The organism is Klebsiella sp. CTHL.F3a (genome assembly GCF_019890895.1).
Lineage (GTDB): Bacteria > Pseudomonadota > Gammaproteobacteria > Enterobacterales > Enterobacteriaceae > Klebsiella > Klebsiella grimontii.
The window spans coordinates 1-19810 of record NZ_CP082361.1 but is presented as its reverse complement, the minus strand read 5'-3'; the positions used below and the strand labels follow the sequence as shown (position 1 = coordinate 19810).

Annotated in this window: 22 protein-coding genes and 5 pseudogenes; 15 read left to right on the top strand and 12 right to left on the bottom strand. The window is 41.8% G+C overall.

Translation table 11 applies throughout. From position 1 onward, the window contains the following. The first annotated feature begins 199 nt into the window (after positions 1-199). Genes K7H21_RS28155 through K7H21_RS28135 form a run of 5 tightly spaced genes read left to right on the top strand, consistent with a single transcriptional unit; the run spans position 200 to position 2232 of the window. On the top strand, positions 200-463 hold the full coding sequence (locus K7H21_RS28155; RefSeq protein ID WP_223035987.1) for a hypothetical protein: 264 nt from the start codon (positions 200-202) through the stop codon (positions 461-463). Continuing rightward, positions 460-1026, top strand: coding sequence for a hypothetical protein (locus tag K7H21_RS28150; RefSeq protein ID WP_223035986.1), 567 nt, complete (start codon positions 460-462; stop codon positions 1024-1026). Before K7H21_RS28155 ends, K7H21_RS28150 begins: the two co-directional genes overlap by 4 nt. 30 nt (positions 1027-1056) lie before the next feature. Beyond that, entirely contained in the window at positions 1057-1548 is a 492-nt protein-coding gene (locus tag K7H21_RS28145; RefSeq protein WP_223035985.1) for a DNA-binding protein, read from the top strand. 43 nt (positions 1549-1591) lie between these two features. Further along, positions 1592-1954, top strand: a complete 363-nt coding sequence (locus K7H21_RS28140) for a hypothetical protein (RefSeq protein WP_223036022.1) — start codon at positions 1592-1594, stop codon at positions 1952-1954. Further along, positions 1954-2232 carry a hypothetical protein gene (locus K7H21_RS28135; protein WP_223035984.1) on the top strand — a complete coding sequence of 93 codons (279 nt, stop codon included), beginning with the start codon at positions 1954-1956 and terminating at the stop codon, positions 2230-2232. Before K7H21_RS28140 ends, K7H21_RS28135 begins: the two co-directional genes overlap by 1 nt. A 172-nt stretch (positions 2233-2404) precedes the next feature. On the opposite strand, the gene K7H21_RS28130 is transcribed toward K7H21_RS28135, so the two are convergent. Further along, entirely contained in the window at positions 2405-3235 is an 831-nt protein-coding gene (locus K7H21_RS28130; protein ID WP_228751091.1) for a DUF6685 family protein, read from the bottom strand. Between the two features lie 273 nt (positions 3236-3508). Between K7H21_RS28130 and K7H21_RS28125 the strand changes: the two are divergent. Next, a pseudogene (locus K7H21_RS28125) lies at positions 3509-3943 on the top strand (transposase family protein); the annotation flags it as partial. Here the strand turns inward: K7H21_RS28125 and K7H21_RS28120 are convergent. Beyond that, a pseudogene (locus tag K7H21_RS28120) lies at positions 3938-4036 on the bottom strand (transposase); the annotation flags it as partial. The pseudogenes K7H21_RS28125 and K7H21_RS28120 overlap by 6 nt on opposite strands. 475 nt (positions 4037-4511) lie before the next feature. Between K7H21_RS28120 and K7H21_RS28115 the strand changes: the two are divergent. From K7H21_RS28115 to K7H21_RS28105, 3 genes are all read left to right on the top strand, one after another. After that, complete coding sequence (locus K7H21_RS28115) at positions 4512-4781, top strand: type II toxin-antitoxin system TacA family antitoxin (protein WP_048264996.1); 270 nt, start codon at positions 4512-4514, stop codon at positions 4779-4781. Between the two features lie 7 nt (positions 4782-4788). Further along, positions 4789-5316: a GNAT family N-acetyltransferase gene (locus K7H21_RS28110; RefSeq protein ID WP_211811657.1), complete on the top strand. Its 528-nt coding sequence runs from the start codon at positions 4789-4791 to the stop codon at positions 5314-5316. A gap of 83 nt (positions 5317-5399) precedes the next feature. Beyond that, on the top strand, positions 5400-6263 hold the full coding sequence (locus K7H21_RS28105; RefSeq protein ID WP_211811656.1) for a hypothetical protein: 864 nt from the start codon (positions 5400-5402) through the stop codon (positions 6261-6263). Between the two features lie 474 nt (positions 6264-6737). Here the strand turns inward: K7H21_RS28105 and K7H21_RS29135 are convergent. The 4 genes and pseudogenes from K7H21_RS29135 to K7H21_RS29125 all read right to left on the bottom strand — a co-directional run. Then, positions 6738-6863: pseudogene (locus tag K7H21_RS29135) on the bottom strand (terminase small subunit); the annotation flags it as partial. 95 nt (positions 6864-6958) lie between these two features. Further along, positions 6959-7132 carry a GnsA/GnsB family addiction module toxin gene (locus K7H21_RS28100; RefSeq protein ID WP_065366343.1) on the bottom strand — a complete coding sequence of 58 codons (174 nt, stop codon included), beginning with the start codon at positions 7130-7132 and terminating at the stop codon, positions 6959-6961. 198 nt (positions 7133-7330) lie between these two features. Then, complete coding sequence (locus K7H21_RS29130) at positions 7331-8167, bottom strand: EAL domain-containing protein (protein WP_228751099.1); 837 nt, start codon at positions 8165-8167, stop codon at positions 7331-7333. Between the two features lie 66 nt (positions 8168-8233). After that, positions 8234-8608: pseudogene (locus K7H21_RS29125) on the bottom strand (CSS-motif domain-containing protein); the annotation flags it as partial. Between the two features lie 781 nt (positions 8609-9389). On the opposite strand from K7H21_RS29125, the gene K7H21_RS28090 reads away from it, so the two are divergent. Next, the gene (locus K7H21_RS28090; RefSeq protein ID WP_049141472.1) at positions 9390-9647 is read left to right on the top strand and encodes a hypothetical protein; all 258 of its coding nucleotides are present in this window, start codon (positions 9390-9392) and stop codon (positions 9645-9647) included. 525 nt (positions 9648-10172) lie between these two features. Here the strand turns inward: K7H21_RS28090 and K7H21_RS29465 are convergent. From K7H21_RS29465 to K7H21_RS28075, 3 genes are all read right to left on the bottom strand, one after another. Beyond that, entirely contained in the window at positions 10173-10310 is a 138-nt protein-coding gene (locus K7H21_RS29465) for a hypothetical protein (protein WP_418795450.1), read from the bottom strand. Between the two features lie 635 nt (positions 10311-10945). Continuing rightward, on the bottom strand, positions 10946-11581 hold the full coding sequence (locus K7H21_RS28080) for a hypothetical protein (protein WP_223035982.1): 636 nt from the start codon (positions 11579-11581) through the stop codon (positions 10946-10948). A 273-nt stretch (positions 11582-11854) separates the two neighbouring features. Beyond that, entirely contained in the window at positions 11855-11995 is a 141-nt protein-coding gene (locus K7H21_RS28075; protein WP_223035981.1) for a small membrane protein, read from the bottom strand. A 1020-nt stretch (positions 11996-13015) separates the two neighbouring features. Between K7H21_RS28075 and K7H21_RS28070 the strand changes: the two genes are divergently transcribed. Together K7H21_RS28070 and K7H21_RS28065 are read left to right on the top strand one after the other, a co-directional pair. Continuing rightward, entirely contained in the window at positions 13016-13471 is a 456-nt protein-coding gene (locus K7H21_RS28070; RefSeq protein WP_223035980.1) for a hypothetical protein, read from the top strand. A 170-nt stretch (positions 13472-13641) separates the two neighbouring features. Continuing rightward, on the top strand, positions 13642-14397 hold the full coding sequence (locus K7H21_RS28065) for a putative bifunctional diguanylate cyclase/phosphodiesterase (RefSeq protein WP_223035979.1): 756 nt from the start codon (positions 13642-13644) through the stop codon (positions 14395-14397). Between the two features lie 18 nt (positions 14398-14415). Here K7H21_RS28065 and K7H21_RS28060 read toward each other — a convergent pair whose 3' ends face one another. Beyond that, complete coding sequence (locus K7H21_RS28060; protein ID WP_223035978.1) at positions 14416-15363, bottom strand: sensor domain-containing diguanylate cyclase; 948 nt, start codon at positions 15361-15363, stop codon at positions 14416-14418. Positions 15364-16363: 1000 nt separating this feature from the next. On the opposite strand from K7H21_RS28060, the gene K7H21_RS28055 reads away from it, so the two are divergent. Beyond that, positions 16364-16618 carry a type II toxin-antitoxin system ParD family antitoxin gene (locus K7H21_RS28055; RefSeq protein ID WP_228751090.1) on the top strand — a complete coding sequence of 85 codons (255 nt, stop codon included), beginning with the start codon at positions 16364-16366 and terminating at the stop codon, positions 16616-16618. Beyond that, positions 16605-16901: pseudogene (locus K7H21_RS29120) on the top strand (type II toxin-antitoxin system RelE/ParE family toxin). The gene K7H21_RS28055 and the pseudogene K7H21_RS29120 overlap by 14 nt, the downstream one beginning before the upstream one ends. 55 nt (positions 16902-16956) lie before the next feature. Here the strand turns inward: K7H21_RS29120 and K7H21_RS28050 are convergent. Then, entirely contained in the window at positions 16957-17232 is a 276-nt protein-coding gene (locus K7H21_RS28050) for a hypothetical protein (RefSeq protein WP_223036032.1), read from the bottom strand. 32 nt (positions 17233-17264) lie between these two features. Between K7H21_RS28050 and K7H21_RS28045 the strand changes: the two genes are divergently transcribed. Continuing rightward, positions 17265-18005: a tyrosine-type recombinase/integrase gene (locus K7H21_RS28045; protein WP_049141479.1), complete on the top strand. Its 741-nt coding sequence runs from the start codon at positions 17265-17267 to the stop codon at positions 18003-18005. Positions 18006-18799: 794 nt separating this feature from the next. On the opposite strand, the gene K7H21_RS28040 is transcribed toward K7H21_RS28045, so the two are convergent. Continuing rightward, the gene (locus tag K7H21_RS28040) at positions 18800-19810 is read right to left on the bottom strand and encodes a RepB family plasmid replication initiator protein (RefSeq protein WP_042936824.1); all 1011 of its coding nucleotides are present in this window, start codon (positions 19808-19810) and stop codon (positions 18800-18802) included.

Sequence of the window (19810 nt, the reverse complement as noted above, 5' to 3'; positions counted from 1 at the left end):
ACTTAGCCAGAAATCGGATCTGCGCGGCGGGAAATCTTTAAAAGATATGATATTCAAGACTACACATAAAATCATATCAAGTATGATATTTAGCGTTAACTACATAATAATATCCGATATGATGTTTAAGCATTCAGTAACAAATCATACATGATATGATTTTTAACCTAAGCGGACATTATCAGACGGAGCGTGCAGGATGGATGAGAAAGAAGTGAATTTTTCACTCAGCTATGAGCAGCTGACCCGGATAGCGGAGGCGCGTATCCGGGAATGCGAGCTGGCCAGCCAGGGCGCTAAATACCTCAGCGAATCGGGTAAGGCCAGCGCCATTCTGGGATTCTGGTATGAACTGGCCATTACCGGTGCGCCAGTGAAAAATTATGAACAAACCAAAGCGCTCATTGACGCCGATCATCAGCGTCTCAGAAAACTCATCTGGCCGGAGACGGATAAGCCATGACTCAGGCGCGCCGACCGTCGCCGCTGCAGCGGCGGGTGCTGATTGTGCTGGCCGCCCTCGATGCAAAACGTCCGGGGCCGGTGGCGACGCGGGATATCGAGCGGGTGCTGGAGCAGGGCGGGGACGCCCCGGTGTACGGGCCGAACCTGCGCGCCTCCTGCCGGCGTATGGAAGCCGCGGGCTGGCTGCGCACCCTGCGCGCCCCGAACCTGCAGCTGGCCGTCGAGCTGACGGAGGCCGGTCGTGGCATTGCAGAACCGCTCTTCCAGGCAGAACGCGAGTCTGAAACGGCACGACAACGGCTGACAGACGTCCGGCATCTGCCGTTACACCAGACGGCTGCCGGTGATGCGGTGGAGCTGCAGCTGGATGACGGCTATTACATCATCAGGGAAGCGGCCTACGTGATCCGTCTGGACGGTACCACCTGCCTGCAGCTGACGGATGCCGGCGGCATACGCCGGATAAAAGAGGGCGATCCCCTGCAGGTGGCCAGCTGGTATCAGACCTGTTTTGATGCAGGCCTGCCGGTCACCGTCCAGGTGAATGAGAGCCGGGAATGATCGCCACCACCCAAGGAACAGGAGCATAAAATGAAAGTCACTGAACCCGGACTGAATACGCTGATCGATAACCTGAACACCCTGATTTGCGAGGACAGCCTTCTCACGCGCAAGGAGCGTGAAACGCTGGTACTGGCCGTCGCCGCCATCGGCGCCATGAAAGCGCGCGTCGGCATGAAAAAGCCCGCGATACCGGCATCGTCGAAACCGAAGGAAGAGAAACAGGCACCTGTACCTGACCCACGCTTTCCGAATGCCCGCCAGGCCTGGGTGGCTGAAGAGGAAACTTTATTACTGGATGCGCTCGATGGCGTCCCGAATGATGATATTGGTAAGCATCTTTTCTGGCTTTCCGAGAAACTGGGGAGAACGCCGTTCAGCGTCGCCTGCAAAATCGCGTCACAAAGACATCTGACAAATGGCTGGAAAGAGCAGTTCAGGGAGGTTTCGGATAAAATTCGTTTGTCCGGCCTCAGTATCAGTGATTATATGAAACAGAGCGGGACTGACCGGAACGACTGAATGACACAGGTGAGATATGAAAATTAAATTATGCGGGGAAGGTATGAAAACAGTGTCAGGGGCGGTGGTGTATCTTGTGGTATGTTTTCTGGTCTTTACAGGATGGCTGGTCTGCTTTGCGCAGCATGTCCCCCTGAACGGGCTTGAGCATGATTTGACACTAATGTATCTGCTTAATTTATTTTATGTTTATGTTTTGATGGAACCCTTCTACCAGTTCTTTCAGGTGACTGAATATTTTAAAGCAATTCTGGTTCTGGAAGATAACAGCGGCCAGTCGATAACTTTTTACAATGAAATCCCTGTTATTTGGATATATAGTCTGTCCGCACTCTTAACTTTTGTGATTTACATCATATATGCAAAATGGTTCACTCATAACCGACTGAAAGGAAAGTATCTATAATGGGTTTTGTAAATAACATCACGTACAAGAAAAGACCACTACCCGAAGCCGCCACTTCCGAAAATTTTTGCACAAAAGATTTAGAGTTTTTCTGTCCATTCTATGTTGTTTCCGAAGAAGGACGGTTACTCAAAGATAATCAGGATGGATCCTACACCGATTTAAACTTCACAGGGAAACTTTATGTAAACTGCGAAGATAAAGACTATAACGCATATTGGTTTAGTTTTGATGAAACAGGAAATCTGTACGAGATCAGCCTAATTCTAGATGAATAAGCCGAGCAGTGGCTTTCTCTGCACACCTGGACACAATAGTAATAGCAATTAAATGCCTGACTCCACTTTTCATCACACCGGATTAAATCTGTCGTTGTACCCGCCTGTCATATCCCCGTCCTGAAGGACGGGGTTTTACGGCGCGCCTGATAAAAGTGACTTTTATACAGGCTCAGAGTCCCGGTTTGAGCAGCAGCTGACCTACTGACGGAAATCCCGCCTGCGTCAGAGTTCGCGATACCCGCGCCGGGACAGGTTGATCACGTTCCAGCCATATAATCCGGAAAAGCTGCTCGTCTCCATTTTCCCATCGAGGGGGATGAGATACGCCAAACGGGCATTTGAGTCGCGCCAGCGCATCTTTAAATTCGCCATAAACCACGGTATCCGATATCAGGAACAGGTCCCATTTCTCCGTCAGCAGCCTCACATTTTGCGGATTAATCCAGTAGGAGGTTAGTCGGCCTGTCAGAGGAACCTGCTGACCCAACTGGCTAGCCTGGAACCGGGCAGCAGCAAAATGATGTGACCCACCCAGGTTGTTCCAGTATATCCGTGCCGGCATCCAGGAGAATTTGCTGAATTCCATCTCATTCAACCGCAGTTGAGAATGAGAGAGATTGTTGTCCAGATGATCACCACTCACTGGGATGGTCAGTTCCCGGCAGCACTGCAGTGCAAAATCCTCCAGGCTGCTGCACTGCCTGTCACTATTTCTCGAACTGCTCATCCCACCGATTTCAGAAATATCACAGAGATAATTTTCTGTAATCTCGCAGCTGACCAGCCCGGCCAGTTGCGGGATGTGGAGTTTTAGATAGTCATAATCACCGTCGTGGCCGTGACGGAGGTAACGTACGCAGTTTTGCTCATAACTGAGCCAGGTGTGCCAGGCCGCGACGGAGCGTAACCAGATCGTATCCTGCCGATCAGGTTGATTGGCCTGTAGAACCCCATTATTAATCTGCCGTCGTAACGTGGCCGGTAATCCGAGGGAGTCCATAAAATTATCCTGCAGGGAATAGAATATTTTGTGCATCGTGAGCAGTCCATTTCTGTGGGTTGTCTCGATCAGCGCCTGCCGCTGACCTCCATGACCAGAGTAACGAAAAAATTTTTGGCTCGAGGGAACTAAGACGCCTGAAATGGGATTTTAAAGATTTTATTTTTTCGGGGAACTGGCACTAACCGCAACTCATTGATATTTAACATAAAATGCATTAAGCGCACCAATGCTGTAACTCCAATATTCTTATGTCACTTTTGGGGCTGCTGATCTCACCATGACTAGTTTGAAGGTCGTGCGCCAAAATGCTGCCTGCTTGTATTTATCGATGATGCCACCGGCCGCCTGATGCATTTGCGGTTCAGCGAGTCAGAAACAGCCTTTGACTACATGCTGGCAACCCGGGAATACATTGAGCAGCATGGGAAGCCGGTATCGCTGTACAGTGATAAACACGCAATATTTCGCGTCAGTGGCCCGGAGAACCGCAATACCACCGTTACCCAGTTCGGTCGTGTGCTCTATGACCTGGCAATCGAGCTTATTTGTGCTAACAGCTCTGAAGCTAAAGGCCGCGTGGAACGTGCGAATCAGACACTTCAGGATCGGCTGATCAAAGAAATGCGTCTGGAAGGTATTACCGGCATTGAAGCCGCGAATGAATGGCTTGCCACTTTCATCGCTGACTTTAACCGCCAGAATAGCGGCCTCACGGCAAACATCCTTGACGGTACGTCCAGCTTCGACGGACTTCAATACGGCGATGATCTGGTGTTCAGTGAATCGGATCTTGCGCATAGCGATCTCCTCAGGGGACATAATCAGTATGTCGGAAGATCTCTAAAAGTGAATGGCTCGTTTTGCCGGGATACTTACATTCTAACTGTCTGAATCAGTTGACATTTTAAGCTTGCAATAACAACATATGTAGTAGCTAACTTGAGATGTCCGTCTCGGGGGCAGCCCTTGCTGATGTTCCCTTGGATTGTTATCTAGATTGATGGCTGTGAGGATCGTGGTCCGGCCTGCATGCTGCTAGTTAGTGCTTATGCTGTAAGCAACTTCTCTCTCGAAAACAGTGAAAAAAGTTGGTTGCACATGTTGAGTATGCAACCCACAACCGCTATATTGTGTGTACGGAAATATTCCGTACACAATCTAGAACGTTTTGAATAGGTGATTAACCTAAGTATATACCGGTCGAGTGACCAACATAATGTAGTAATTAACTGTTTTTACAGAAGCCTGTGAGAACAGCTTGGAGAACAAATGTATGTCCGCACTGAGAAAGCAGCGCATAGATCTAAGATTAACTGATGACGACAAAAGCTTAATCGAAGAAGCCGCGGCAATGTCAAACCAGACTATTACACAGTTTGTAGTTGCCAGTGCCTCAGAACGTGCAGCGGAAGTGATTGAACAACATCGCAGAATGGTTCTAAACGAGGAGTCTTGGAACCTTGTCATGGATGCGATCGCAAACCCTGCTGCGCCGAATGAGCGGCTGAAGCGAGCAGCGAAGCGTCTACAAAAAATGAGGTAGCTTAAACGTGATGCAAGAGCTGGTGATAGAGATGATCAACGACGAATTTGACTATGACATAGGCGAATTCGATTGTGGAGAGGAAACATTAAATATATTTTTGAAAGACCATCTCAAGCGGCAGCATGATGGGCAAATTTTAAAAGGTTATGTATTAGTAACCAAAGAACAGAAGCCTAAGCTGTTAGGCTATTACACATTATCCGGGAGCTGTTTCGAGAGAAAAATGCTCCCGTCAAAAACACAGCAAAGAAAAATCCCTTATCAGAATGCGCCAAGCATTACTTTGGGACGCTTGGCTATTGACAAATCAATTCAAGGTCAGGGATGGGGTGAATTGCTAGTAACTCACGCAATGAATGTCGTCTGGGATGCATCTAAGGCCGTAGGAATATATGGTCTCTTCGTGGAAGCTCTGAACGATAAAGCTAAACGCTTCTATACCAGATTAGATTTCATACAGCTCGTTGGTGAGAATAGTAATCTGCTATTTTACCCGACAAAATCTATTGAAAAAATCTTTACCGAAGAGTAACTAGAGAAAGCCTCTTAATCTTCAGAGGCAGTTTTATATGCAATAACAATAAAATAACAACAGCTAAGATTAAGGTGGCTGAAATGTTAGAGTTTTTTAAAGAAATTTATGCTTCAGTAAAATCCAACTCTAGTGAAAGAGTTAAAAATTACTATATTGGAGCATTTATATTCTCGTGGCTCACTATTAATTGGAAATTTGTTTTAACGATACTTTTTAGTGAAAGTAAGATTGAAGAGAGAATAGATAAAGCAGCTTTTTATCTAACCACTGACAAGTATCTGACTCTCCCCTTTATTGTATCTTTTTCCATTTGTTTATTCCTGCCCATTATTAATATGATTATTGCTTACGCTCAAAGAAACCCTAATAAGTATTTACGCGGCGATAGTCATTCAATAAAGGTTAATAGACTGCAAAATGAAATTGAAACCGAAACACTGAGAGCTGAACGTGACATTGCATACCATAAAAAGAGCGTCAGTGAATCCCTTGAAGTTCAGACACTTCAAGCTCAAATCCAAGAGTCAAAGGACATAAGCTCTAAACTGAGTGAAGAAAACTCAGCATTAACTGAACAATTAAGCAATGTTAATAACCAAATAAGTATATATACGCAGGAAGTTGAAAATTTAAAAAAACAGCTTGTAAAATCAGAAGCGGCCAATGAAATTTTAGAGAAGAACACAAGAAAACTGCAGGCTGAAACGGTTAATTTAAGGACAATGCTCGATGATACCAAAGTTATTTTAGACGAAAAGAGAAAAGAACTTGAAGAAAATGAGAACAGATCCAAAATGGAGCGTGATAGTTTTTCTGCCGAATTATCACAATGGAGAAATAAAAATGAGGAATTACTAAAGGAAATGGATAAATTAAAAAGTGAGCATAAAAAAGGTGCTGCAGGAATAGGTTTAGGCGAAAGAGTTCAGACTAAAAAAAACTGATAGGAACAGTCATGCATCTGACTGCGAAATTAATCAATTAAAAACAACACTCGCGAAAAATGGGACGTCAAGCAAGACTAATGTCCGCCTGTGGGGGCCTGACTGCACCCTGATAAATGCACATCATCCGCCGGACGCTGAGCCTCGTAGTGGCAGGTCGACAGTAGTTTCACCCCAGAGCCACCTGAAAGCTTGAAGTTCTTGTCAGCATTTTCAGGTAAGAGCGGAGCAAAAGCAACAAGAAGAAAAATTAACAAAGCAGTGGTATAGAATACCGCTTTGTTAATCTGACTCTGAGACTTCTTTGGTAGTGTGCCATTTTCACTTATTTTATGTATGCCATTAATTGATAAACCGCCCTGGATGAGAGGAGAAATTCTTTGAGAGTAGCAAAACTGTACTGTTTTTGCAGTCCTGCTAAATAATCTTATTGAGAAAGAAAACAGAGGTCTAGGAAGTCAGGGGGATTAGTACAAGCAGGCGAAAGTGAGTTGCGTAGTGCCATCCCTGTGCTTCAAACCAATCCTTTGGTAATACACCAGTTGCGGCATGTTCGGACAAGAACCTTTGCCGAAATTCACCCCAATCCGGTATGGTCATGAATTTCTCCTCTCTTTGGCATTATCAAGCAATCTCGTGAGGTGGTTCGATAATGCCAATTTAAAAAAAGGCCACCGCAGCGACCTTTATAGCATTTACATCAACTTAATTTTTACTTCGTATCCATCAAGCCCATTCATTGTCTCAACTGGAATGAACTCGATTTCTGAAACCTCTTTACCCGTTTTATTCCTGATTTCTGCAACCCTTTTCTTAATGAGCGCAGAAATTTCTTCTTCGACTTTACGTTCAAATTCTTCACTTTTCATTTGGACACTCCTTAAGTGATCCTAACCCATTATAAATAATAGATTATATCACCTGACGTTGCTTATGAATCATTATACTATATCAGCTCGGGTTTAACAGATACCTCTACGGCGTCAGGCAATCGCGATTACACTGTCCCTCGATTTCTACCAACTCATAGGTCAGCAATTGCTGAGTGTTTGTGCTGAGAGCGCCGGTCAGTTCAATTCTCGGATGGTAAGTTTTGTCGCCTCTTCCAGTGGAAGTGCTCTGGAGTAATACCAGCCCTGAGCATAACTCTGTGGCCAGAACGTCTTCAGATAGTTCACCTGCTCCTGAGTTTCTACACCCTCGAACACAATCTTTTCTGCAATGGAACGGAACATCTCATGCAGTCCGGGAAGAAGATCATATCGTAAAGATTCTGTACCAATAGCACTAGTCAGTGATTTGTCAATTTTTATTTCATCTACATCAAGCGCAGTTAACAGATTAAGATTAGAATATCCTGTTCCAAAATCATCAATGGCAAACCTGACACCATGATTTTTATATTTATCAATGTGAATTTTCATACCTTCAAAATCCCCGCCTTCACGCTCCGTAATTTCAAGAAGGATTGTTTTATATGGGATATTATATTCAGAAATTAATCCTAGTAGTTTATCCCTGAATTTTTCTGAATCAAGATCGCTTGGATTAATATTTACGCTCAAAAATATTTCATTCTGAATAGCAATATTGATAAATTCTCGGATAGCACGGTTAATGACGAATAAAGTCACATCTTCCTGCACCCCTTCCCTTTCAGAAAGCGGTATAAATACATCAGGGCTAATATTCCCAAGTCTTTCATCTTTCCATCTGAGCAAGGCCTCAAATCCGCAGATCCGTCCGTCGTCAATTCTGTAAATAGGTTGATATACCAGCGACAGGGCTTCATTTTTTAAAGCCTTTACAAACCTTGCAGATAGTGAAAAATTGAGTTCCGCTCTGTTCATAATGATAATATAAATCATTAAACCGGAAAGTAGTGACACTGTTACTAATAACATTTGTATACTCCAGTGCTCTGAAAATATCCCCGTAAAATACCCACCTCCTGCAACACAGAGATCATAATGGAGGCTACATGCCCTAAACACTCTAAACCTTAGTGGAACGCTATCATGCCGATCAAGAAGAGGAGCATCAGGTCCTATATTGAAGTAATGCCTGTCATGCTTACTATTCCCGACGACAGCGCTAAAGTTTTTTGAATACATATCAGTTTCGAATCGCCTGAAGACAAATGGTGATATGGTCACCATAATACCTTCAGAAATATATCCATTGACTGATATATCATCCATAAGATTAATACCAAAAAGCCACAATCCTTCCCGCGAAGGCCATTTTTTATCAAAATGTTCCAGACTCAAAGTGGGACGTAAACTCCCCCACAGAGCACTACAGGCTAATTCTCCTTTTATGATGTATCCAACATCTTTAATCAACGGATAGGGCCATACTACAACCCGAAGATGTAGGATATTTTCATTAGTACATGGACTGTCTCCTATATTAAATGTGACTTTGCAGCAGTCTTGACAGATTCAGTCTGAACCAGGAGCGATTCAGAGCGAACAAGGACATCGGATGTATAGTCTTTAATTTTATCCCGAAAAACCAGGTAAGCTACGCTCTCAGATAATACAAAAAAAAATATACCAGCTGAAAGAATCGATAAAGAGAGGACTGATAGATTATGTATCCACTTTCCAGGGCTAATCAAACGTTCCAGCTTACGCCTAACCATGCAGTTCCCCCCTCAAATTGAAAAGATATAAGGCTATATTTTTCACCAACTTCACTGACCGATTAGCTGGCACTGAACAGACTATGCCAGTATACCTATTCTTGCCTTACTCATCCCGGGTATGAATCAAATAATGTGACATGGTTCGGATAGATACTGGTTGGAATTTACAGAGATAATTCATGCGTTATTAATAGCCTTGTGAAGGCTCCAGATGCATTGCGCAACTTTTAAGCGATGCATGTAATGCGGTTTTTTACTCGCTATTATAGAACGAATATTCATTTTTTGCTGGGCGATCGCCCCCTAAGGTGCACACCAAAAGAAAGATACTCTTTTTTTAAAAAAAAACAGATTAAAATATTGTGTAGTGCCGGCATTACAAAACGAAAGTTGATGTTATAATCGGGTTATTATTGATAATGTTACGCATTGCAATGTGTAACCGGATATCTGCATTTGGGTGGAGATAGCTTAAGATGGATAAAAAATATGATTTTTCGCTCAGTTATGAAGCCTTGACACGGGTATGTGAAAATGCAATATGTGAACATATTCGCAGAGCAGGTTCTCTGGAAGGGTTAGGTTTCGCTCTTGAACATACAAAGGCCTATGCCATCCTGGAAGTATGGTCTCTGCTGGCAGCTGCTGGCGATACATTTCCAGCGCTCATTGAGAAAGACAGAATATATCTGTTGCAACTAATTTCTGGAAAAAATGATATAGAGCTACATTAGATTATACATTATGGGCGCAGAACTTCTCAGTTTTTACTTACGCCCTCCGGAGTCACTGACGTGAGGAACAGGCAATTTGTTGTGTAATAGTAATTCTGATTATTCTGGCCAATCGGTCGGATTGACCGTAGAGTCACAGTATCCTTGTGCAGTGACAAGACGGGATAACTACCGTCACCGCGCCCTGTCTGGAATCAATGACTTCAGTTTTAGATATAAAGATAGAACAATATACACATTAGATAAAAATGAGAACAACTCGCCCTTTATAATATGAGGTAGGGTAAAGTATTCACCATTAACTTACTGAAGACGGAATAACTACATTTATATTCGAAAGCTATTCCCTTTGAATCTACTTTAGATTTCGATTATTCCTGATTGCCATAGGCTTTTTTACAGTGCCATGTGATTTCCTTGACTTCTCTTTATATTTTATTATCATCCCATATAATAAAGCCAGAGAGATAGATAAAACAACATACAATAACATAAAAATACCTGTGTTAACAATTAAAAAGGAGATTATTTCGAGCTCTTGAGGGATTTTAACATATGCGCGAATTGATACAACTCATATGTGCTAGCCAGTTTCATCTTTTTCTTTATTTCTTTTATATGATATTTTATAGTATTGACAGTGACTTTATTTTGTGAAGATATTGTGTTGAGATCCAGTCGATTTGCCAGTTGAATCGTAATTTCTGATGTTTTTTAGATAAATTAATGCGTACACGTTTTTCAATCTCTTTTACCTGAATAGAACAGGGTTGCGAATGTGTGTAATTTATCAAATTATGTTTGATAGTAACCATTAGTTGCTCAACAGTATTATTTTTCATTGAGAAAGTAAAAGTGCTATTCTTAAGTCGCTTTTCATCATCAAAACAAAAGCCCTCCGTATGATCATGAAATATAAACACGATTCTAGCTGGTTTACACTTCATAAATTTGGTATCAGGTAAGAATAATTCACCGAGAACGGCCTCATAAAATACAATACCTTTATCAAGAAGGTAGTCATCATCTTTTTTGCTTATGAACCGAACGTGCGGAATTACTATTATTTTTCAAATGTGAATTATTGCTTCATAAAGAATAACATTCTTAGTAACGACTGATACTTTTACTTCAAACATCTTTTGAAATGATTCATTGCTAATGCTATTTGATTTTTTACCATTAACAGCCCGATAATCCATTTGATGAATTATCCCCGATTCCACAAGGTCGTCGTCGAATAAAACATCCATGTAATCTAAATAATGTCCTTACCAATACGTAATCTATTACATGACCTATTTAATGAATAAACCATGTTTAAAATTGAGATATTCCATACTCTTTTTGCTTAAGCATTCGCCTTCATTAATTTGAATGTGACAATGTATCCCTGTATCGTAACATTTCTGATACCATTCACCAATTTGTATTGCGTCGCCTTCAAGTTTTACTATTTTCCTGGTGTTGGTCCATAACTGTAGACAGTTTGTTTTATTCAAACGAATTACGTATGCACAGCGAAATACAGAATATGTTTTTCCATCTATCTCGATACTATGCGCAACTTCCCTCCATGAAGGCATGGTGTGGGGTAATACATGGCACTCTCTAATCCTTTTTTTCTCCTGTTCATCATTCTTCTCCTTCTCAAGTAAAGGCTGTGCTATAAGTTTACCCGCTTCAGTTAGTTCTACAGCAAGTTGCAAATTCCGTGCCCTGAGTGTATTAAGAAAACCTGCTTCTTCGAGCTTTCTGCATGCAGCTCTTAAGTTTGAACCATATACCGGTTTTTCCCCTCCTTGTGCTAGCACTCGTTCAATATCCTTAGTGGCTACTGGCATATGCTTACGCTCATCCAAAGCAGCAAGTACAATGAGTATTTTTTTCTGTAACGCAGACATTCTACGCTCAGATTTACCGATATCTGGCATACTATATAATATCCTTCTCCAGCGTAACTATAGGTTAGTGTTCCCTATTAAAAACACACAATCGATAGAACCCTAATTATTATAAAAAGAGCGTAAAAATTGCAAATAATTTATTTTATGTTTACTGCAATAGATGTCATCTATATAATAACTTATAATAATCATTATAAACCCGCAGTGGTTGATTAGAGTTTTAGCTATTTAATTCATTCGTTGTTTTTATTGGTTTTTGTTATCATTAAAGATATGGTGGTTGAATTATTTTTTATCACCTTATTCATGCCTGGAGGGATATCTTCTTCTATCAGTGAATGCCCTTTTGATTCTCCTTCTGTCTCTTATGTATGAGAACAGGGATACAATTGAAACAACGAAAAGAACGATAGCAAGCCCCAGGAAAAACAGATTTCCCATTTTATCCTCACATGATGATGTTGTAGATGTTGTTGTTTTTCAAAATGCACAGCGGGAGTAATATACAACAGGAGTAAGAAAAATCCTATTGCCTGTGGAATGAAATGTGACAATTATTTCACTATTCAAAATCATTTAGCTAAAAAACAACCAGCCAGTCTAAGTTTCTCTCACATGGGGTAAATATGCCCCGTACAAGCCATACTTATCATTTTTTTTTCAAAATCGTTGCTGTAATAGTTACTGTTCTGCTATAAAAACATAATACTTGTTACTATCTGGTAATACTTTCTGGGTAATTCAGGGTATGAATAGATAGTTTTATTCTAATCCATTCAGTGTCATGACACATGAATAATAAACAAAAACCTTTTTCATTCATCGTATGTTATCACCTTGCTGATATAGATTTGTAACCATTTTAAATGGTAATAAAATGAATAGTTTACACATGGAATATTACCCTAATGAATTTATTCTTGCATTATTAGTTTTACTATAAGGTTTGATTATGGACCCTCTATCGATTATTCATAAAGCTAATGTAGAAAAAAATGACTGCATTGTTTGTTTTTTGATTGTATTATTATCATCAATATTACTTTTATTGTGCTTTTTTTCTGAAGGTTTAAGTCGGGCAACACAATCATCTTTTTTACTAACACAGATTCTGGTTAATTTTTTAGGTTGCTACTGGTTAGCAAAACGTCGAATAAAAAAAGAGTTAATTGATAGTTCATATAAAAATTTACTTTCCTTCAAAAAACATAACTACAATAATTCAATATCAAAAGGCACCATATATATTAAGTTAAATAACAAATTTTTTATAAATTCATTTTATAGTGATTCGAATATATTTTTAAGTACTAACCTGTTTGAAGGAAAAAAATAACTGATATATTATACAGCCCGGTTATCAGTATAGATAATTGGCTTTCAGAACTGAAATATGGTTTAATAAGAAACAGCAGTAATTGTTTTTTCTCACTCGATAAATCAATTGATTTTAAAGTTGAGATGATAGCGTGTAAAACGTATGCTAGAAGAAATGATTTTATTTGTTTACTATTAATCCTTACAGACGATCATATTAAAAATAAATCAGTCATCATTTCTAGCGAAGATAATGAAATAAGAGATAAAGAAAATATTTGCAATAATATTGAGAAGTCTTTATCAAAAATTAACTTTAGAGATACTGTACTAATTATATCACAGATTTCTGTACGAAATATCACACTGATCAGTGAGATTTACGGAAGGGATGTCATTATTCCAATTATTGAAAACCTCTGTAAGGAACTGTCTTCAGTATGTTCAGAAAATGATTTTATTATTAAAAAAGACAACGATATTATAATTTTCTCTTTGCAATTGAAGCGTGTTGAATATCACACAAAAGATATTATTCAAGATAAAATTGGATTTTTTTCCAGGAATTACAAAAATCAATCACAAGTAACGATTCATTAGTTAAACCGATCATATGCGCAGGTTGCGTCATAGTTAACAACTATAATATTTCAGGGTCAAATATAATAAGTCATGTTCAAATTGCCTTCTCTCAAACTTACAGAATAGATAAAGAAAATGTAATATTTGGTAGCGAAAGTTTATATAAAGAACACGAAGAGAGAATTATTATGCTTGGTCTGCTAACTGAAGCAATTCGCGAAAACCAATTTATTGTTTATTATCAACCTAAATATAGTTTTATTAACTCTGAAGTATCCGGCGCAGAAGCATTAATACGGTGGTATCATCCAAATTATGGTTTCATACCACCAGACAATTTTATTCCTTTTGCTGAGAAAGTAGATTTAATACATTCTATAACTGCAATGGTTATCACAACGGTCTTCAGTTTCTCAAAACAGGTGAATAACATTTCTTTCTCGATTAATTTATCAGGTAAGGATTTTGAAAATAGTTTTCTTCTTAATCATATAGACAAAACATCTGAACTATATGAAGTCAATCCTTGCAGAATAATTTTTGAAATTACTGAGAGCGTAATGATAACTAATCCAACTTTAGCTTTAAACAACCTGACTAAACTCAAAGAGAAAGGATATAAAATTCACATTGATGATTTTGGGACTGGATATTCCTCTCTCAACTATCTTAGAGAATTTCCATTTGATGCGATTAAGTTAGACAGAACATTCATTAGTGGTATTGCTCACGATGCACGGGACTTATCTATCGTAAGAAGCATAGTGTCTCTAGGAAAAGCTTTTAGTTTAGGTATAGTAGCGGAAGGTGTGGAAAATAATGAACAGTTTGAATTGCTTAAAAATATGAATTGCGATGAATTTCAAGGTTATTATTATTCGAAGCCTTTGTCAGGTGACCAACTAATTGATTTTTTGAGAGGCCAAAAAAAAATAGGGCTGTAAGCCCTATTTTTTCATATACTATCGTTTTCCTTTTTTAATTTCATACATTCTTTCGTCTGCATCCTGCATGATAGCAGAACGTTTAGTATGAATTTTCTCATCATATTCAATAATCCCTGCAGAAAAATCTATGTTGTATTTTTTTTGAGAATTAAGATTGTAGCTAGTAATCCCGGCCCTCAATTTATGAAGGAATTCTTCTGCTTCTTTATAGGTTGACTCGGGTAATAAAACACCAAATTCATCACCTCCTAATCTTGCAACAACGCTTTTTGAACTACTAAGATCTTCCAGCATATCTGCAAAATTGCAAAGTACTTCATTACCTTCTGAATGACCGAAGTTATCATTGATTGGTTTAAAATTATCGAGATCTATGATCAGAACACAGAATGTTTTATTCTTTTTTTTGGCTTTTCTTAATGATTCATCCGTCATTAGGGCGAAAGAACGCCGGTTACATATACCTGTCAAAGGATCAGTAGTTGCTTCGTTTATTATTCTAAACTCATCCTCTACGATTTCTGCTAAATCTTTAAGCAATAAGAAGTCATCTCTGGTTAATACTCTTGATTCTGTATCAATAATACATATTGTTCCAGCTATCTCACCATCTGGCAGTCTTACGGGATGCCCTGCATAAAACCTGATATAAGGATCATTTTTAACTAATTTATTTTCTTTGAATCTTGGATCAAGGCTTGCATCGGGCACTATTAATGGTTCACTAAGATCTACTGCTATAGTACAAAATGAATCACTTCTATCTGTCTCTGTTATCTTCAGCCCATAACATGACTTAAACCATTGCCTGTCTCTATCAATTAGTGAAACAAGTGCTATTGGTACATCAAAGAGTTTGGTGGCAATCCTCGTCAATCTGTCAAATCGTTCTTCTGATTTTGTATCAAGGATCCCCATAGAATATAATGATAATAACCTGTTCTCTTCTTTATGGTTTGTCATATTTTTCATCTTGAGTGGTTATTGCAGGGTAGTGTTGGTCATCGCTATCTTATCAGAATTGTCCTGGAACTCAATAATCCCAATATCTCATAATCATATAAAACTTAAAAAGTTTCTAATACATCATGATGAATAGTGAACTGTTACATCTAATCATCTGTGACCTGGAGCGCTCATTAAACACTTTCATGTATTCCGAATGCATAATGGTTTGTATATTAAAAATCACTATAACTTACAATGGCTTGTTTTTTGTAGCACAATTAAAGTGCATCTGTTCCAATAAATGTAAAGACATAAATGCTTGATCTTCATGGTTTCTTATGAAAACCAGTGGCTGAAGAAACGTATGGCAGTTCTGAATCTGAACAAGACGAAACGGCATGAAAGACTCAAGAAAATTGTCCAGGAAGGTGCATAGTTTCCTTATCCGATACTTTCTACTGAGGGTATATTGTATCAACTTAAGGCAGGAACTGTTGATACAGAACAGAAAAGTTCAACACTGCCTGAATCTGCGCGACGATAAATTTTTTCCTTCTGGCGAACCAACAAACAGCCCGTTTATTGAGACATTCTGCAGACGACAAAAGGATTAATCCCTGAAATTGCACTGAATTGTCACCTGAATATGTGCAGGACAAGCCAGATAGCTCTTACAAGGGATACCATCGTAATTTAGCAAAATACCTAAGACCTAAACGACAGCTAAGTACATAGTGCCGGACGAATCATGATTTTTTATTTAACTTACGGACTTCATTTTTCAGCAAATATCTTTTCTCTTCTGTTGTAAACTTATGAAAGCGTTACGCGAAATCCCGCAAGGTTACGGAGGTGTACCAGGCCGGAAATCGCGTAGCGCCCTCTTCTCTTCTGTTTCCTGCCTAACATGTACATCCTGGCATTACTCCAATACTCCCAATGTTCAGTACTGGACGCACCTTGAGAATGGAATAAACTGAATGTAAGATTTAAACTTACAAGCGTGAGGCTTGATATGGCCAGAACAATGACAGTGGCTCTCGGAGATGAACTCCGGAATTTCATAGAATCAGGTGATTATCGTACACAGAGTGAAGTAATCCGCGACTCACTTCGCCTCCTGCGCGAGAAACAGGCAGAGTCACGTCTCCAGGCCCTGCGGGATTTACTGGCAGAAGGTCTGAGCAGCGGCGAACCTGTAACGTGGGAAAAGGATGCGTTTCTTAAAAAAGTGAAAGCTGGCATGAGAACTTCTGGTGAAAAACGTTAAACTCACACCGAAAGCCAGTCTGGCTCTGGAGGATATATGGTATTACGGGTACCACCATTTCGGTGAAGAGCAGGCCGACAAATATATTAATCAGATATCCGACATTTTTCAGGTTGTGAGTGATCATAATATCGGTACTCCCCGTCCTCAACTGGGGGAGTAAATATGCGCATTACCCGTGGAACGGCATATGATTTATTTTCTGCAGACTGATACTGAAATTGTTATTATCCGTATATTAAGTCAGCAACAGGATGCCGGCCATCATCTCAACTGGCAGTAATCAGCAACCACATTGCGCTGCGTGAAAACTGTCAGGGTTACAGGGGTGTACCAGGTCAGAATTTACGTAGTGCATCCCTCTTCTTCCCTGCTCCCTTTCCTTTCTGTCCGATCCTGTCTGTCCTGGCATTACCCCATTTCTCCCAAAAAGCACGAAATGGCCTGTAAGGCGCACCAGTCTTGACTTCATCAAGGATCAGATGATAAAAACGCTCCTTTACCAGTTTGGTTTTACCCGCAACAATGTGGGTTATGACAACAAAAGGATCCGCATGCTGCGATTTATTGTCATGGCAGGATCCGTCATTTAGGGCCAGAATAACTGTATCCATAACCAGTGCGTGCGCTACGTGAAAAATAACCGATGAACAACGTCATTCCCCTGCAGAATTCACCAGAACGCGTCTCCCTGCTGCCGATAGCCCCGGGCGTTGATTTTGCGACCGCGGTGGCACTCCGGCGGATGGCCACCTCAACCGGGGCCACGCCGGCATACCTCCTGGCGCCGGAAGTGAGCGCCCTCCTCTGGTATATGCCGGATCAGCGTCACCATATGCTGTTCGCCACCCTGTGGAATACCGGGATCCGTATTGGCGAAGCCCGGACGCTCACCCCGGAATCGTTCGACCTGGATGGCCTGCGGCCTTTTGTGCGGGTGCTGTCGGAGAAAGTACGGGCGCGCCGCGGGCGTCCACCAAAAGATGAAGTGCGACTGGTGCCGCTGACAGATGCCAGTTTTGTGCGTCAGATGGAAAGCTGGATGGTCACCACCCGCCCCCGCCGGCGGGAGCCGTTATGGCCGGTCACGGATGAGACAATGCGCAACTGGCTGAAGCAGGCGGTGAAACGGGCCGAAGCTGACGGCGTATATTTTTCGATCCCCGTGACCCCACATACTTTCCGGCACAGCTATATCATGCACATGCTTTATCACCGGCAGCCCAGGAAGGTCATCCAGGCACTGGCCGGGCATAAGGATCCGCGCTCGATGGAAGTCTATACCCGGGTATTTGCGCTGGACATGGCTGCCACCCTGGCCGTTCCCTTTACCGGTGACGGTCGAGATGCCGCGGAGATCCTTCGTTCCCTGCCTCCGGCCGGCTGAGAATGTTGTGTAAGCGGCCGGAGCTTTTGCCGCTACGTGAAAGGGACTGACTCCGCACCCATGTGAGTCAGAGGCAATCCCTTCAAAGTCCCTCAACGTGCCGGCCGCAGAAGCGTGACACTTATCTGGTATGACCCGGACATCATTTCCGTCCGGGTCTGGTCTCATACCGCATCCCGTTCTCCCTCACCTTCTTATCGCACCATGACATCATCCGCATTAAGCAGGCCCGGTCCTCAGGTGATCAGCTGACACCTTCATACCGCAGACAATAAAACTTACTGTGATCCGGATATCAGCAGGAGTCCTGAGCGAGCAGGTTACGAGATAGGCCTTTGCAACGCGGCAAGCCTGGTCGTTATTCAGTACGAACATATCGTCAGTGACTTCGTCCCGGGGTGGTTCTGACAGCGACGGGCTTTCTCTTTACGATTGAAGTCGGGCAACGGTACAACAGGATTAGCGAACTTTGGGGGGCTGGTTTTAGCGGCAATGCGGGGATCAATGCTCTGCTGAGCGGTTTCATTCAGTGCGGACCGGGGATGTACTGAAATATTGACTGTGGGATGTAGTCACGTGGAGAGCACTCAGCTGGCCGGCTAACATCCCCGCTAAACTTACATACTGCAGTCAATATCAGCATATGCTGGCCAGAAATAACATACCGCAGTCAATATTGTCCGTTCTTCACTTGCAGGAAAGAGAACGAATATTGACTGAGGTATGCGTGATGCATATCACAGTCAATAACTAATCGCTTATGCATACGGCAGTCATGGTAATGCGTATCGCAGTCAATTTTCCGGCTTCATTGCCGAGAGCGCTTCAGCAAGTTTCTGAGGATCGATGCCTGCAGCCTTCAGAGCCTTAATGACTTCGTCATAATTCTGCTCCGGCGCCTTCTCCTCTTCCTCCCTGCGCGGTACCTTCACCGTCCCGCTGATGAGTTTGGGATTGCGATAATGCACACTAAAGTAAGTCGCCCGGCCACGTTTAAACTCGGTGTAATCCAGATAGCCGATATCCCGCAACTGCTCCATCGCCTTTCGGACTGTGTGATTCTGCGTATAGACATTTGAGGTGAGGTTCAGCCTATCCCGCATACGTTTCATGGAGATAGGCGCGGGATTCTGGGGAAGGCTCTCGATGTAGGTATACAGTGCCTGGGCTGATTCCTTTCGCTGCAGGGCGTCAATTGCTTTCAGCCGAAGCAGTACCCTCCTGTCCATGTGGTAAAGCTCAAAGAGCTTGGGTTCAGCCTTGATCTCCACGATATCTTCGTTGATGTCATAATAGGCTGACTGCACCAGATGGGTGGTCCATCCTTTCGTCTCGCTCTGGAATTTCAGAGTAACCGAGGCGAGTTTAAACAGAGAATTACTGATGCGATCGCGCATTTTCTTATTTGAACGCCGGGAGTCAAATCCACACATCTTAACGAATTCAACGAACGACAGTTCTAGGGTGTCACTTTTTACCCCATACTCTGACATGGAGCGAATGATCCCGAGCCAGACTTTAAAATCCGTGTCCATATCAAGACGCGATCCGGTGATCTTAACGTCGGTGTACCCTTCGCTTTTAGCAATGGACAGCTGTACAAGCTCCTCAGTGGCATCTGTAACGTTTTTCCGGTTCGCCTTACTCCTGGAGGTTGATTTCAGGGTTGGAACGAAGAGACCGAGCCTCATGAGCGCTACCGGCTGCACAGTACTGGTACTGTTGACATCCAGCTTAACAACTTCACCGGTTGTCTTGTCCACTTCCTGAAGATTGAGAGGTAAGCTGTTATTTTCGCTCGTCAT